Origin of the sequence: Streptomyces longwoodensis, from assembly GCF_001514125.1 — a bacterium.
Classification (GTDB): Bacteria; Actinomycetota; Actinomycetes; order Streptomycetales; family Streptomycetaceae; genus Streptomyces; species Streptomyces longwoodensis.
Window position 1 is genome coordinate 468,082 of record NZ_KQ948552.1, and the last position, 13,836, is coordinate 481,917.

Below are 13,836 nucleotides of genomic sequence, written 5' to 3' on the forward strand. Positions count from 1 at the left end.
GGAGAGAAACGGCGGGTTCCGATGAGGATCGCGGGGATCCGGGGCCCGGTGCGCTCGTGCGCTGTTGGGACGGAATCCAATTCCCTGGGGCGCCCCCTGTCAATACTTTGTTAGGACATCATTTCACAACAAGGTCAGAATGTAAGTACAAACCATTGACAGTCCCGGTGGGCGGGGCCTACACCTGGGGGGCCGGGTCCGCACCCTCGGCGCGGATGATCTCTACCCCCGGCGCACGCACGTACCCCTCACCGCCCCCGTCCGAGGAGGTGCCCCGATGCCGAGCACCGGTGGCCGCGCGCGTGCCCTGCCGGGCTCCGCGGTCGACGCCCTGCGCTTCGTCCTGGACCGCGGCAGCCCGGTCCCGCTGTACTACCAGCTCGCCCAGCAGCTGGAGGCGGCGATCGAGCACGGGGCACTGGCCCCGGGCGACCTGCTGGGCAACGAGATCGACCTGTCGACACGGCTGGGCCTGTCCCGGCCGACGGTGCGCCAGGCGATCCAGTCGCTGGTCGACAAGGGCCTGCTGGTGCGGCGCCGCGGAGTGGGCACGCAGGTCGTGCACAGCCAGGTGCGACGGCCGCTGGAGCTGAGCAGCCTCTACGACGACCTGGAGGCCGCGGGGCAGGGTCCGAGCACGCGCGTGCTGCGCAACGAGCGCGTCCCGGCGAGCGCCGATGTCGCCGCCGCGCTGACCGTGCCGGAGGGCGCCGAGGTGGTCGTGCTGGAGCGGCTGCGCAGCACCCACGGCCGGCCGGTGGCGTTCCTGCGCAACCACCTGCCCGCCGGGCTGCTGGAGCTGGAGACCGGGCGGCTGGAGTCGACGGGTCTGTACCGGATGCTGCGGGCGGCGGGCATCACCCTGCACAGCGCCCGGCAGACGATCGGGGCCCGCTCGGCCACGGGCGAGGAGGCCGCCCGCCTCGACGAGGCGGAGGGGGCGGCCCTGCTGACCATGCGGCGCACGGCGTACGACGACACCGGGCGGGTGGTCGAGTACGGCACGCACGTGTACCGCGCGTCCCGGTACGCCTTCGAGTTCCAGCTGCTGGTCCGGCCGTGAGGGGGGACCAGCAGCGGGCCCGGGGGACGAGTCCTAGCGCGGCGCCATGCGCAGGGCGCCGTCCATGCGGACGGTCTCGCCGTTGAGGTAGTCGTGGCCGACGATGGCGAGGGCCAGCTCGGCGTACTCCTCCGGCCGGGCGAACCGGTGCGGGAAGGGCACGCCCTGGGCCAGGGAGGTGCGGAACTCCTCGGAGACCGTGGCCATCATCGGGGTGTCCACGATGCCCGGGGCGATGGTGCACACCCGGATGCCGTACTGCGCCAGGTCGCGCGCGGCCGGCAGGGTCAGGCCGACGACGCCGCCCTTGGAGGAGGCGTAGGCGGCCTGCCCGATCTGGCCGTCGTAGGCGGCGATGGAGGCGGTGTTGACGACGACGCCGCGCTGCCCGTGCTCGTCGACCGGCTCGGTCTGCGCGATGGCCTCGGCGGCGAGCGTCATGACGTTGAAGGTGCCGATCAGGTTGATCTGGATCACCTTCGCGTACAGCGCGAGGTCGTGTGGCCCCTTCTTGCCGAGGATGCGCATGGACGGGCCGATGCCCGCGCAGTTGACGACCGTGCGCAGCGGGACGCCCGCGCCGGCCGCCGCGGCGACGGCGGTGCGCACCTGCTCGGGGTCGGTGACGTCGGCGGCCAGGTAGGTGACGCCGGCCACCTCGGGGGCCCCGTCCACGGCGTCCTTGAGGTCCAGGGCGAAGACCCGCGCGCCGCGCTCGGCGAGGGCCTTCGCGGTGGCCGCGCCCAGGCCGGACGCACCGCCGGTGACGAGGGCGGCGGTGTTGTCGAGCTGCATCATCACTCCTTGCCGAGGACGGTGAGCACACCGCCCTCGCTCCGGTCCAGCGCACGAGAGATGATCATGCGCTGGATCTGGTTGGTTCCTTCGAAGATCTGCATGACCTTGGCCTCGCGCATGTAGCGCTCGACGGGGAAGTCGCGCGTGTAGCCGTACCCGCCGAGCACCTGCACCGCGTCCGTGGTCACCTTCATCGCGTTGTCGGTCGCCACGAGTTTGGCGATCGACGCCTCGCGCGTGAAGGGCAGCCCCTGGTCCTTCAGCCGGGCGGCGGCCAGCGCGATGGCCCGGCTGGACTCCACGGCGGCGCCCATGTCGGCCAGGACGAAGGCCAGCCCCTGGTGCTCGATGATCGGCTTGCCGAAGGTCTCGCGCTCGCGGGCGTAGCGCACGGCGTGGTCCAGGGCGCCCTGGGCGAGGCCGGTGGCGACGGCGGAGATGCCGAGCCGGCCGCAGTCCAGCGAGGCCAGCGCGATCTTCAGCCCCTCGCCCTCCTCGCCGACGCGCCGCTGAACGGGCACCCGCACGCCGTCCAGCCGCATGGTGGCGGTGGCGGAGCCGGTCAGGCCCATCTTGCGCTCGGGCGGGTCGGCGCTCAGGCCGGGCGTGCCGGCCGGGACGAGGAAGCAGGACACGCCCCGGGTGCGGTCCTCGGAGGTGCGCGCCATCACCGTGTAGAAGTCGGCGTGCCCGCCGTGCGTGGTCCACGCCTTGGCGCCGTCGAGGACGTAGTGGTCGCCGTCGCGCACCGCGCGCGTGCGCATCGCGGCCGGGTCGGAGCCGGCGTGCGGCTCGGACAGGCAGTAGGCGCCCAGCAACTCGCCGCCCAGCATGTCGGGCAGCCACTCGGCCTGCTGCTCGGGGGTGCCGAAGCGGGACAGCGGGAAGCACGACAGCGCGTGCACGGAGACGCCGACGGCGACGCTGGACCAGACCGCGGCGATCTCTTCCAGCACCTGGAGGTAGACCTCGTACGGCTGGCCCGCCCCGCCGTGCTCCTCGGCGAAGGGCAGTCCGAGCAGCCCGCTGCGGCCGAGCGTGCGGAAGACGTCCCGGGGGAACGCCTCGTCGGCCTCCGCCTCGGCGACCCGGGGTGCGAGTTCCTTGGCGGCGAGGATGCGCGTGAGCTGGATGAGCTCGACGGCTTCCTCGGTCGGCAGGGCACGAGTGGCAGGCATGGTGACCTCCACGAAACGATACTGGAAGGAGTACGACAGTATCATTCAGCGTACGGCAAGGGGGCCCGGCACAGTAGGGGCCCCGGTCCTTCCGGGAGCCGAGAGGGCCGGGTCGTCAGGACGAGACGGCGTGCACGATCAGCGAGGCCAGCTGCTCGTACGCCTCGGCGTCGCTCAGCCCGGTGCGCGCCTTGAGCTCGCCCTGCTGGATCTGCCGCATGGTGGCCGCGGCGACCTCGCCCACGAACGCGGTGTGCACGTCCCGGAAGGCACCGTCCGAGACGCCCTCGGCGATCAGCTGCCGCACCCGCTCCGCCGCCATGCGCGTGTTGGCCTCGTACACCTCGCGGGCGGGCGGGAAGTCCGCCACGTCGTCCAGGAAGCGGCGCGAGAGCGGCCGCAGTTGCTCGGCGACGGCGGTCAGGTAGGCGCGCACCCGGTCGGACGGGTCGGCGGTCTGGGCGACCCTCTTCTCCACCGCCTCCGTGGCCCCCCGGAAGTAGTGCTTGACCGCCTCGACGACCAGGCCCTGCTTGCTGCGGGCGAGCTGGTACAGGGTCGTCTTGGAGCAGCGCAGCCGTTCGGCGAGGTCGTCGAGGGTGAGGTCGGCAAAGCCCTGGGCCGTCAGCAGTGCCACGAGTCGTTCCAGCAGGTCGGCCTGGCGGGCGGTACGGCGGGGGGACGGCATGGTCCCAGCCTATCCGCGCCCGGAAGGGCGCCCGGCCCCGGCCTTGACGGGGGCGCGCGAGGGGAGCAGAGTCGTACGGAGCAGGAGTTTACGTCGTAAACGTACGTCGTCTGCACGTGGCAGCACCTCAGGAGCGGGGCAGCCCATGAGCGCACCGTCCACCGTCCTGGTCACCGGAGCGGCCGGTTTCATCGGCAGCCACGCGTGCGTGGAACTGCTGGACCACGGCTACGAGGTGATCGCGGTCGACGACTACTCCAACAGCACCCCGCGGGTCTACGCGCGCGTGGAGCGCGTCGCCGGCCGCTTCGTCGGGGCCGTCTACGAGCTGGACGTGCGCGACCGGCACGCCCTGTCGGCGGTGTTCGCCCGGCACACCGTGGACGCCGTGCTGCACTTCGCCGCGCTGAAGTCGGTGAGCGGGTCGACCCTCTCCCCCGTCGAGTACTACGACACCAACGTCGGCGGCACCACGGCGCTGCTGCGCACCATGCACGAACACGGGGTGCACCGGCTGGTGTTCTCCTCGTCCTGCTCGGTCTACGGCGAGGCGGGCCCCGGCCCGCTGGACGAGTCCGTCCCGGCCCGCCCCACCAACCCCTACGCCGCGTCCAAGTGGCACTGCGAGCGCATCCTCGCCGACGTCTGCCGGCGCCGCCCCGAGTACACCGTGCTGTGCCTGCGCTACTTCAACCCGGTCGGCGCCCACCCCAGCGGCCTGCTGGGCGAGGACCCGAACGGCACGCCCGAGAACCTGATGCCCCACCTCGCGCAGGTCGCGGTCGGCAGGCGCGACCGGCTGCGCGTCCACGGCGCCGACTACCCGACCCGCGACGGCACCGCCGTACGGGACTACCTGCACGTCATGGACACCGTCGAGGCGCACCGGGTGGCCCTGGACCACCTCTCCGACGCGTCCGGGCTGCACGTGTACAACCTGGGCCTCGGGGAGGGCCGCACGGTGCTGGAGGTGATCGGCGCCTTCTCCCGGGCCTGCGGCCGGCCGGTACCCTACGAGATCGCGCCCCGGCGTCCCGGCGACGTGGCCGCGCTCGTCGCCGACCCGGGTGCGGTGGCGCGCGCGTGGGGCTGGCGGGCGGGCCGCGACCTGGACACGATGTGCCGGGACGCCTGGCGCTTCCAGCGGCTCAACCCGCACGGCTACGCGGGCTCCCCGCGCCGGCCCGGCCTGGCGGAGGCGTAGCGGGGCGGCCCCCGCACGGCACGGCACCCGCCGGTCCGAGATGCGGGCGGGCCCGCACGTGCCTACGATCTGTCGGGTAGCGACCCAAGCCGACGTGTTCCGCCCCCCGGTGTCCGCCGACTCGGGGGAGGCGACCGCTCGTGCAGCTCACCCGCCGGCTGATGGCCGCGCACCTGACCCTGGTCGGGATCCTCACCGTGCTGTACCTGCTCCTGCCTCCGTTGCTGGCCCCGCTGTGGGCGCTGATCGGCGTGGAGGCGGCCTGCGCGATGGCCGTCGGGATCCGGGTGAACCGGCCGGCGCACCGCTGGCCCTGGCTGGTGCTCACCGCGGGCCTGCTGGCGTTCTGCGCCGGTGACACGTACTACAACGTGCAGGAGCAGTACTTCGCGGCGGCCAACCCCTTCCCGTCGCCCTCGGACGCGGCCTACCTGGCCGTGTACCCGCTGTTCGCCGCCGGGCTGTTCGGGCTGGTGCGCTACCGGTGGGTGGACCGGGACCTGCCGAGCCTGCTCGACGCGATGATCGTCACCGCGGGCCTGGCGCTGCCGGTGTGGGTGTACCTGGTGCAGCCGCTGGCCACCCTGGACGGCCTGACCTGGGAGCAGCGGGCCATCAGCATCGCCTACCCGCTGGGCGACGTGCTGGTGCTGGCGATGCTGGCCCGGCTGCTGGCTCGCGGACCGGTCGAAGGACGCAACCGGGCGGTGCAATTGCTGTGCGTCGGCACGGCGACCCTGCTGTGCTTCGACATCGCGTACGGCATCCTGCAGCTCAACGGGTCCTGGCAGACCGGCACCTGGCTGGACACCGGCTGGGTGGTGTTCTACGCGTCCTGGGGCCTGGCCGCGCTGCACCCGTCCATGTCCCGGCTCACCGAGCCCGAGCCGCTGGCCCCGGCGCTGATGCCGCCGCGCGGCCGGCTGGTGCTGCTGGCCGCGGCGACGCTGACCGCGCCGGCGGTGCTGCTGGCCGAGGAGCGGCTGGGTCACGTCCACGACGCCACGGTGCTCGCCGGCGTCTCCAGCGCCCTGTTCCTGCTGGTCATCCTGCGCCTGGCGGGGATCGTCGTGACGCACCGCAAGGCCATCACGCGCGAGCAGGTGCTGCGCCGGGCGACCGCGTCCCTGGTGGGTGCCACCGACACGGAGGAGGTCACCCGCTCCTGCGAGCGGGCGGTCGCCGAGCTGATCGGCCCGGACGTGCCGCACCGCACGCTGCTGCTGTCACCCGAGGCGGCCCGCCCCGCCCCCCGCGCCCCGGACGCCGGGTCGCCCGCGCCACCCGGACGGCCGTCGCCCGCGCCCGGCGGGCCGGCCCCGCGCCTCGTGCCCGTCTCCCGGCTGGAACCGGCACTCGCCGGGCGGCTCGGCGGGCTGCCGTCGGCGCTGCTGTGCCCCATGGCCCGGCCCGAGCGTGCGGCGGGGGCCGAGGGCGCCGGGACGCTGGTGGCGGCCGGACCGTCGCGGCGGCTGACCGAGGTGCGCGGCTCGGTCGAGATCCTCGCCTCGCACGCGGCCCTGGCGGTCGACCGGGTGATGCTGCGCCAGGAGATCATCCGCAAGCGCAGTGAGGCGTACTTCCGCACGCTGGTGCGCCACGCCTCCGACGTCATCCTGATCGTCGAGGACGACTCCACCGTCCGCTACGCCAGCCCCTCCGCGGGGGCCGTGTTCGGCAGCGCCGACCTGACCGGCACCGCGCTGAGCGACCTGGTGGACCCGGGCGACCGCGACCGCGTGGACCGTGCGCTGCGGGCCCTGGGCCGGCCCGGGCGGCAGGAGACGCACGACCACTGGTGGGTGGCGCGCGACGGCGGCCGGATCGAGGTCGAGGTGCGCTGCCGCGACCTACGCGGCGACGACACGGTGGGCGGTCTGGTGATCACCCTGCGGGACGTCACCGAACAGCGCCAGCTGGAGCACGAGCTGACCCAGCGGGCGTTCCACGACTCCCTCACCGGCCTGCCCAACCGCACCCTGCTGCTCGAACGCAGCGGGCGCGCCCTGCTGCGCGGCCGCCGGGAGGGGAGCCTGACGTGTCTGCTCTTCATCGACCTCGACGACTTCAAGATCGTCAACGACACGCTGGGCCACCCCGTCGGCGACCGGCTGCTGTGCGCGGTCGCCGAGCGGCTGGCGGGGACGCTGCGCCGCACCGACACCGCGGCCCGGCTGGGCGGTGACGAGTTCGCGGTGCTGATGGAGGACGCGCGCCGGCCGCTGGACGCCGAGCTGCTGGCCGCCCAGGTGATCCAGACGCTGAGCCGGCCCTTCTCCCTGGCGGGCGGCACGTACGGCGTCTCGGCGAGCGTGGGCGTGGCCACCGCCCGGGACAGCGCCGACGCCCAGGAGCTGCTGGCGCTGGCCGACCTGGCGCTGTACGCGGCGAAGGCGGCGGGCAAACGCCAGTGGCGGCGCTTCAAGCCCCAGTTGCGCACGCGCATGGCGGAACGGCACGACCTGCGGGCCCGGCTGGACGCGGCCGTCGCCCACGAGGAGTTCGCGCTGCGCTACCAGCCGGTCGTGGAATTCACCGCCGGGGAGATCGTCGGCTTCGAGGCGCTGGCGCGCTGGCCGCACCGCGCCCACGGGCCGGTGCCGCCCTGCCAGTTCATCCCGCTCGCCGAGGAGACCGGCCACATCACCCCGCTGGGCGCCTGGGTGCTGCGCAGCGCCACCGCCGACATGGCCCGCCTCCAGCGCGGCCCGGCGCGCGCGGCGCCGCCGTTCGTCAGCGTCAACGTCTCCGGCCGGCAGTGGCGCGACGAGGGCTTCCTGGGCGAGGTGTGCCGGGCGCTGGACACGCCCGGGCTGGCGCCGGGCTCGCTCCAGCTGGAGCTGACCGAGTCGGTGCTGATGCAGCGCGACGACCGGCTGGACGGGGTGGTGCGGGACCTGAAGGACCTGGGCGTGCGGATCGCCGTGGACGACTTCGGCACCGGGTTCTCCTCGCTGCGCTACCTGCGGGAGTTCCCGCTCGACGTGCTGAAGAACGACAAGACATTCATCGACGGCATCCCGCGCGACGCGCGGCAGGTGGCGCTGGTCGAGGGGATCGTGCACATCGCGGACACGCTCGGCCTGCAGGTGATCGCGGAGGGCATCGAGGAGCAGGCGCAGCGCGACCTGCTGACGTCGATGGGCTGCCGGTACGGACAGGGCTACCTGTTCGCGCGCCCGCTGACGCTGGAGCAGGGAGCGGCCGCGCTGAGCCGGGCGTCCGCCCCGCACGGCTCCGGCGCCCCGCGGCGGGCCCCGGCCGGGGACCGCTGGGCGGACCTGGAGCGGCTGCGGCGGACCAGCCCGATGAGCGACGCCGTCCTGGACGAGGTGCGCGGCCGGCACATCCGCTCCGGCGACCACTGGCTGATCGACTTCGCCTCCTGCAACTACCTCGGCCTGGACCACGACCCGGACGTGGTCGCCGCGGTCGAGCCCGCCGTGCGCCGCTGGGGCACGCACCCGAGCTGGTCGCGGCTGCTGGGCAGCCCCCGGCTGTACCCCGACCTCGAGGAGCGGCTCGCCGCGCTGCTGGGGGCGCCGGACACCCTGCTGCTGCCGACGCTGACCCTGATCCACCAGTCGGTGATCCCGGTCCTGGCCGACCACGGGCACGTCCTCGTCGAGGCCACCGCGCACCGCACGGTCTACGACGGCTGCGTGGCGGCCCGTGCCGGGGGAGCCACCCTGCGCCGCTTCCGCGCCGACCGGCCCGAGCAGCTGGACGCCCTGCTGCGGGACCTGCCGGCGCAGGGGCCGCGGCTGGTGTGCGTGGACGGGGTGAACAGCATGAGCGGCGACATCGCGGACGTGCCGACGCTCGCCGGGATCTGCCGGCGGCGGGGCGCGACACTGTACGTCGACGACGCGCACGGCTTCGGCGTCATCGGCGAGCGGTCGCCCGACGAGCCCTGCCCGTACGGCGTGCGCGGCAACAGCGTGGTGCGGCACACCGGGGCGTCGTACGAGGGTGTGGTGCTGGCCGGGGGCTTCTCCAAGGCGTACTCGTCGCTGCTGGCGTTCCTCGCGCTGCCCACGGCGCTGAAGGACCGGCTGAAGGTCGCGGCGGGGCCCTACCTGTACTCCGGCCCCTCCCCCACCGCCTCGCTGGCCACCGCGCGGGCCGGGCTGGACGTCAACGACCGCCGGGGCGACGCGATCCGCGCCGACCTGCACCGCAAGACCGTGCGGCTGCTGGACCACGTCCACGCGCTGCACCTGGAGACGCCCGGGTCCAACGAGCTGCCGATCGTGGAGTTCCCGCTGGCCGACGCGGACGACCTGGAGGCGGTCGCCGCCTTCCTGTGGGACCGGGGGGTGTACGTGACGCTCGCCGCGTACCCGCTGGTGCCGCGCGACCGGGTGGGCTTCCGCGTCCAGCTGACCGCGCTCAACTCCGACCGGGACGTGGACCGGCTGTGCGAGGCGCTGACGGCCCTGGACGAACGCTCCGCGCTGCGGCACGAGGGGTGAGGCGCCGATGCCGACCCGCAACGACGACGTCGACTGGGACTCCTGGCCGGTGGAGGACTACCTCGCCGAGAACTACCGCCTGCTGCACCCCTCGGACGCCGCGGTCATCGACCACCACGCCGCCCACTACCGCACCCTCGAACCCGACGGCGTGGCGCGCTCGGTGGAGTTCGGCGCGGGACCCAACCTCTACCCGCTGATGCTCGCCTCGGCCGTCAGCCGCCGCATCGACGCGGTGGAGGCGGGCGCGGCCAATGTGGCCTACCTCAGGAGCCAGCTGGAGGCGGGTGCGGACGCGAGCTGGCGTCCGTTCGAGGAGCGGATCCGGGCCCTGCTGCCGTCCCTGCCGGAGCGTCCGCTGGAGCGGGTGCGGGTGGTGCGGGGGGACGCGCGGACGCTGCCGGCCGGGCGCTACGGGCTCGCGTCGATGCACTTCGTGGCGGAGGGCGTCACCGAGGACTTCGCCGAGTTCACCGCGTTCTGCGGGGCGTTCGCCCGGTCGGTGGTGCCGGGCGGGCACCTGGTCGCGGCGTTCATGGAGAACATGCCGACCTACCGGATCGGCCGGGACTCGTGCTGGCCCGGCTGTCCGGTGGACCCGGACGTGGTGCGGGAGGTGTTCACACCCCTGACCGAGTGGCTGGCGGTGACGCGGATCGACGCCGACCCGACCCTGCCGGACTACGGCGACACGGGGATGGTGCTGCTGGCCGCGCGGGCGGCACGGGGAGCGGGTGCGACGGCCGGGGCGCCCGGGGCGCTCACGACGGCCGGCCCACGGCCGGCTCGGGGGCGCCCCGCGCGGCCGTGAAGTGGGCGATGGTGCGGCGCAGTCCCTCCGCCAGGGGCACGTGCGGCTCCCAGCCGAGCCGGGCGCGGGCCCGGCCGATGTCGGGGCGGCGCCGCACCGGGTCGTCGACGGGCAGCGGCGCGCGGCGCACCGGGCCCGGCGCGCCGGTCAGCTCCAGCACCAGCTCGGCCAGCGCCAGCACCGTGCACTCGGCGGGGTTGCCCAGGTTGACCGGGCCGTCCAGGCCGGAGTCGAGCAGGGCGACCAGGCCGCGGACCAGGTCGTCGACGTAGCAGAAGCTGCGGGTCTGGCGGCCGTCGCCGAACACGGTGAGCGGCCGTCCGGCCAGCGCCTGGCAGACGAAGGTGGACACCACCCGCCCGTCGTCGGGGCGCATGCGGGGACCGTAGGTGTTGAAGATCCGCGCGATGCCCGTGTCGGCACCCCGGGCGGTGCGGTAGGCGGTGGTGAGGGCCTCGGCGAAGCGCTTGGCCTCGTCGTAGGCGCTGCGCGGGCCGACCGGGTTGACGTGCCCCCAGTGGTCCTCGCGCTGCGGGTGGACCAGCGGGTCGCCGTAGACCTCGCTGGTGGAGGCGAGCACGAAGCGGGCGTGGTGCCGGACGGCGAGGTCGAGCAGGTGCTCGGTGCCGCGGCTGCCGGCGGCGAGGGTCTGCAGCGGGCGGCGCGCGTAGTCGGCGGGCGAGGCGGGGCTCGCCAGGTGCATCACGGCGTCCACCCGGCCGCCGACCCGGACCCCCTCGGTGACGTCGCAGGGGACGCAGGCGAAGCCGGGCCTGGTGCGCAGGTGGGCGACGTTGGCGGCGCGGCCGGTGGAGAAGTCGTCGAGGCAGCACACGGCGTCGCCGCGGCCGAGCAGCGCCTCGCACAGGTGGGAGCCGAGGAAGCCGCTGCCGCCGGAGACCACCACGCGCATGTCCGCTCACCCCTCCCGGTCAGGGCAGCCGGGGGCGGCCCGGTGCGCACAGGGTCCAGCCGGCGGCGCGCCACGCGTGTGCGTCGAGGGCGTTGCGGGCGTCGACCAGGGCCGGGCGGCGCACCACCGCGGCCAGGGCCCGCGGGTCCAGCTCCCGGTACTGCGGCCACTCGGTCAGGTGCAGCACGACATCGGCGTCCTCGCACGCCTTGGCGACGTCCAGGGCGTACGACAGCTGCGGGTGCGCGGCGCGGGCGTTGTCGACGGCCTCGGGGTCGTGCACGCGCACGTGCGCGCCCCGCCCGCGTACGGCCTCGGCGACGGCCAGCGCGGGCGAGTCGCGCACGTCGTCGCTGAGCGGCTTGAACGCGGCACCCAGGACGGCGACGTGCCGCCCGGCGAGGTGTCCGCCGGTGAGCCGTTCGGCGAGGTCGACGACGCGCCGCCGCTGACGGGTGTTGACGGCGTCCGCCTCGCGCAGGATGCCCACGGACTCCGCCAGGCCCAGTTCCTCGGCCCGGGCGGCGAAGGCCCGGATGTCCTTGGGCAGGCAGCTGCCGCCGAAGCCGAGCCCGGGGGCGAGGAAGCGCGGTCCGATGCGCGGGTCGGCGCCCAGGGCGCGGGCCAGGGTGAGGACGTCGGCGCCGGTGGCGTCGCAGATCTCCGCCATGGCGTTGATGAAGGAGATCTTGGTGGCGAGGAAGGAGTTGGAGGCCACCTTGACCAGTTCGGCGGTGGCGGTGTCGGTGGCGATGAACGGCACGAACGGGGGGCCCTCGCGCAGCAGCGGCGCGTACAGCGCGCGCAGCCGGTCCTCGGCCGCCCGGGAGCGGACGCCGACGACCACGCGCTCGGGGCGCAGGGTGTCCTCGACGGCGTGGCCCTCGCGCAGGAACTCCGGGTTCCAGGCGACCTCCGCGGTCCCCCCCAGGCGCACCGCGAGCCGCCCGGCCGTCCCGACCGGCACGGTCGACTTGCCGACCACCAGGGCGTCGTCGCCCAGGTGCGGGGCGAGGCCGTCGACGACCGCCTCGACGTGCCGCAGGTCGGCGGCGCCGGTGCCGGGGAGCTGCGGGGTGCCGACGCACACGAAGTGCGTGTCGGCGAAGCGGGCCGCGTCGGCGAGCGTCGCCGCGAACGTCAGGCGCCCGCTGTCCACCCCGCGGCGCAGCAGCGCGCCCAGACCGGGTTCGTAGAACGGCGGGCGCCCCGAGGCGAGCGCGGCGATCCGCTCCGCGTCGGTGTCCACGCCCAGGACCCGGTGGCCGAGGTCCGCCATGCAGGCGGCGTGCACCGCTCCGACGTATCCGGTGCCGATGACTGTGAGGCGCATGGTGTTCTCCGTGGTCGGGGCGCGGGTGGGGAGGCGGCGGCGCCCGCCGGTGTCACCGCCCGGGCGGTGGCAGGGGCAGGCCCAGCAGGTCGCGGTAGCAGGCGTCGACGGCCGCGCACATCGCGTGGGGTCCGAAGGCGGCGCGCACCCGGGCCCGGCCGCGACGGCCCATCTCCGCCGCCGCGGCCGGGTGGTCGAGCAGCCAGCCCACGGCGCGGGCCGCGCCCTCGGGGTCGGCGGGCGCGGTCAGCAGGCCCGTGGCGCCGTGCTCGACCAGGTCGGGCACACCGTTGACGGCGGTGGCGACGGCCGGGCGGGCGCAGGCCAGTGCCTCCGTCAGGGCCCGGCCGAGCCCCTCGTACAACGACGTGCCCACGTAGATGTCGAGGCCGGAGACCAGCCAGGACGCGTCCGGGCGGTGCCCGGTGAGGATCACCTCGACGCCGAGGTCGGCGGCGAGCCGGCGGACCTCGGCCGCCAGCGGTCCGTCGCCGACCATGACGAACGCGGTGCCGGGGTGGTCGGCCCGCAGCGCGGCGGCCATGCGGACGAAGTCCAGGGGCGCCTTCTGCGCGTCGATCCGGCCGACGGTGCCGACCAGGGCCGTCGCGCGGGGCACGCCCAGCACCCGGCGGGCCGGTGGGTCGAACTGGGCGGGGATGTGGCCGAGGTCCACCGCCGAGGGCACCACGCGCACGCGTCCCGGCGGGGCCAGCCGCTCGCTGACCGCCTCCTGGGCCACCCGGGGGGCGACGGCCAGGTAGTGGTGGGCGAGGCGGCGGGTCGAGCGCTCCAGCCAGCGGTAGAGCACCCGGCGGGTGCGGGACTGGTACGGGTGGAAGCTCAGGCCGTGGAAGGTGTGCACGACGACGGGCGTGCGGCACACGCGGGCCGCGACCCGGCCGAGGAAGCCGCCCTTGGCGGAGTGGGTGTGCACGACCGTGAACCGCTCCCGGCGCACGAGGCGCACGAGGTGCCACAGCACGAGCGCGTCCGCCGGGCCCAGGGTGTGCTTGAGGCCCGGGAGTTCGACCGTGTGCAGCCCGGCGTCGCGGGCGGCGGCCCACAGCTCGCCGCCGGGCGCGCCGGCGATCCAGACGTCGTAGCGGCCGGGGTCCATGCCGGTGGCGCACAGCAGGGTGTTGCCGCCGGCGCCGGCCTGGAGGCGGGTGATGACGTGCAGCACCTTGATGCGGGACGGTGCCGGGGCCGTCGGCAGCACGGCCGCGGGGACGACCCTGCGCGGGGACGCCGGCCACGAGGTGACGTGGGGGCGGGGTCGCCGGACTGCGGGGGCGAGCGTCCCGTTGCGCATCGTCGATCACCGCCGTTCTCGCGCGTTCTCGCGCCACCTTGGGCCGTAAGACGTATAT

At 74.8% G+C, this 13,836-nt stretch carries 10 protein-coding genes; 4 read left to right on the plus strand and 6 right to left on the minus strand.

Annotated features, from left to right (window positions below):
- Positions 1–277 precede the first annotated feature (277 nt).
- Entirely contained in the window at positions 278–1,063 is a 786-nt protein-coding gene (locus AQJ30_RS14330; RefSeq protein WP_067233357.1) for a GntR family transcriptional regulator, read from the plus strand.
- A 33-nt stretch (positions 1,064–1,096) separates the two neighbouring features.
- On the opposite strand, the gene AQJ30_RS14335 is transcribed toward AQJ30_RS14330, so the two are convergent.
- The 3 genes from AQJ30_RS14335 to AQJ30_RS14345 form a co-directional block, all read right to left on the minus strand.
- Positions 1,097–1,858, minus strand: coding sequence for an SDR family NAD(P)-dependent oxidoreductase (locus AQJ30_RS14335; protein WP_067233359.1), 762 nt, complete (start codon positions 1,856–1,858; stop codon positions 1,097–1,099).
- 2 nt (positions 1,859–1,860) lie between these two features.
- The gene (locus tag AQJ30_RS14340) at positions 1,861–3,039 is read right to left on the minus strand and encodes an acyl-CoA dehydrogenase family protein (protein WP_067233597.1); all 1,179 of its coding nucleotides are present in this window, start codon (positions 3,037–3,039) and stop codon (positions 1,861–1,863) included.
- 115 nt (positions 3,040–3,154) lie between these two features.
- Positions 3,155–3,727, minus strand: a complete 573-nt coding sequence (locus AQJ30_RS14345; RefSeq protein ID WP_067233361.1) for a TetR/AcrR family transcriptional regulator — start codon at positions 3,725–3,727, stop codon at positions 3,155–3,157.
- 145 nt (positions 3,728–3,872) lie between these two features.
- Between AQJ30_RS14345 and galE the strand changes: the two genes are divergently transcribed.
- The 3 genes from galE to AQJ30_RS14360 all read left to right on the plus strand — a co-directional run bounded on the left by galE (position 3,873) and on the right by AQJ30_RS14360 (position 10,217).
- Positions 3,873–4,931, plus strand: coding sequence for a UDP-glucose 4-epimerase GalE (gene galE, locus AQJ30_RS14350; RefSeq protein WP_067233363.1), 1,059 nt, complete (start codon positions 3,873–3,875; stop codon positions 4,929–4,931).
- 140 nt (positions 4,932–5,071) lie between these two features.
- Complete coding sequence (locus AQJ30_RS14355) at positions 5,072–9,406, plus strand: aminotransferase class I/II-fold pyridoxal phosphate-dependent enzyme (protein WP_425424146.1); 4,335 nt, start codon at positions 5,072–5,074, stop codon at positions 9,404–9,406.
- A 7-nt stretch (positions 9,407–9,413) separates the two neighbouring features.
- Positions 9,414–10,217: a class I SAM-dependent methyltransferase gene (locus tag AQJ30_RS14360; RefSeq protein ID WP_245726919.1), complete on the plus strand. Its 804-nt coding sequence runs from the start codon at positions 9,414–9,416 to the stop codon at positions 10,215–10,217.
- Here the strand turns inward: AQJ30_RS14360 and AQJ30_RS14365 are convergent.
- From AQJ30_RS14365 to AQJ30_RS14375, 3 genes are read right to left on the minus strand one after another with little or no spacing between them, the layout of a single operon-like run.
- On the minus strand, positions 10,168–11,130 hold the full coding sequence (locus tag AQJ30_RS14365) for an NAD-dependent epimerase/dehydratase family protein (protein ID WP_067233365.1): 963 nt from the start codon (positions 11,128–11,130) through the stop codon (positions 10,168–10,170). The two genes, AQJ30_RS14360 and AQJ30_RS14365, sit on opposite strands and share 50 nt — an antisense overlap.
- A gap of 19 nt (positions 11,131–11,149) precedes the next feature.
- Positions 11,150–12,463 carry a UDP-glucose dehydrogenase family protein gene (locus tag AQJ30_RS14370; protein ID WP_067233367.1) on the minus strand — a complete coding sequence of 438 codons (1,314 nt, stop codon included), beginning with the start codon at positions 12,461–12,463 and terminating at the stop codon, positions 11,150–11,152.
- 52 nt (positions 12,464–12,515) lie between these two features.
- Positions 12,516–13,778, minus strand: coding sequence for a glycosyltransferase (locus tag AQJ30_RS14375; RefSeq protein ID WP_079084026.1), 1,263 nt, complete (start codon positions 13,776–13,778; stop codon positions 12,516–12,518).
- Between the last annotated feature and the right edge of the window lie 58 nt (positions 13,779–13,836).

Coding starts and splice junctions, on each gene's coding strand:
- AQJ30_RS14335 (WP_067233359.1), bottom strand. CDS start 1,858: ATGCAGCTCGACAACACCGCCGCCCTCGTCACCGGCGGTGCGTCCGGC.
- AQJ30_RS14370 (WP_067233367.1), bottom strand. CDS start 12,463: ATGCGCCTCACAGTCATCGGCACCGGATACGTCGGAGCGGTGCACGCC.
- AQJ30_RS14345 (WP_067233361.1), bottom strand. CDS start 3,727: ATGCCGTCCCCCCGCCGTACCGCCCGCCAGGCCGACCTGCTGGAACGA.
- AQJ30_RS14340 (WP_067233597.1), bottom strand. CDS start 3,039: ATGCCTGCCACTCGTGCCCTGCCGACCGAGGAAGCCGTCGAGCTCATC.
- AQJ30_RS14375 (WP_079084026.1), bottom strand. CDS start 13,778: ATGCGCAACGGGACGCTCGCCCCCGCAGTCCGGCGACCCCGCCCCCAC.
- AQJ30_RS14365 (WP_067233365.1), bottom strand. CDS start 11,130: ATGCGCGTGGTGGTCTCCGGCGGCAGCGGCTTCCTCGGCTCCCACCTG.
- galE (WP_067233363.1), top strand. CDS start 3,873: ATGAGCGCACCGTCCACCGTCCTGGTCACCGGAGCGGCCGGTTTCATC.
- AQJ30_RS14330 (WP_067233357.1), top strand. CDS start 278: ATGCCGAGCACCGGTGGCCGCGCGCGTGCCCTGCCGGGCTCCGCGGTC.
- AQJ30_RS14360 (WP_245726919.1), top strand. CDS start 9,414: ATGCCGACCCGCAACGACGACGTCGACTGGGACTCCTGGCCGGTGGAG.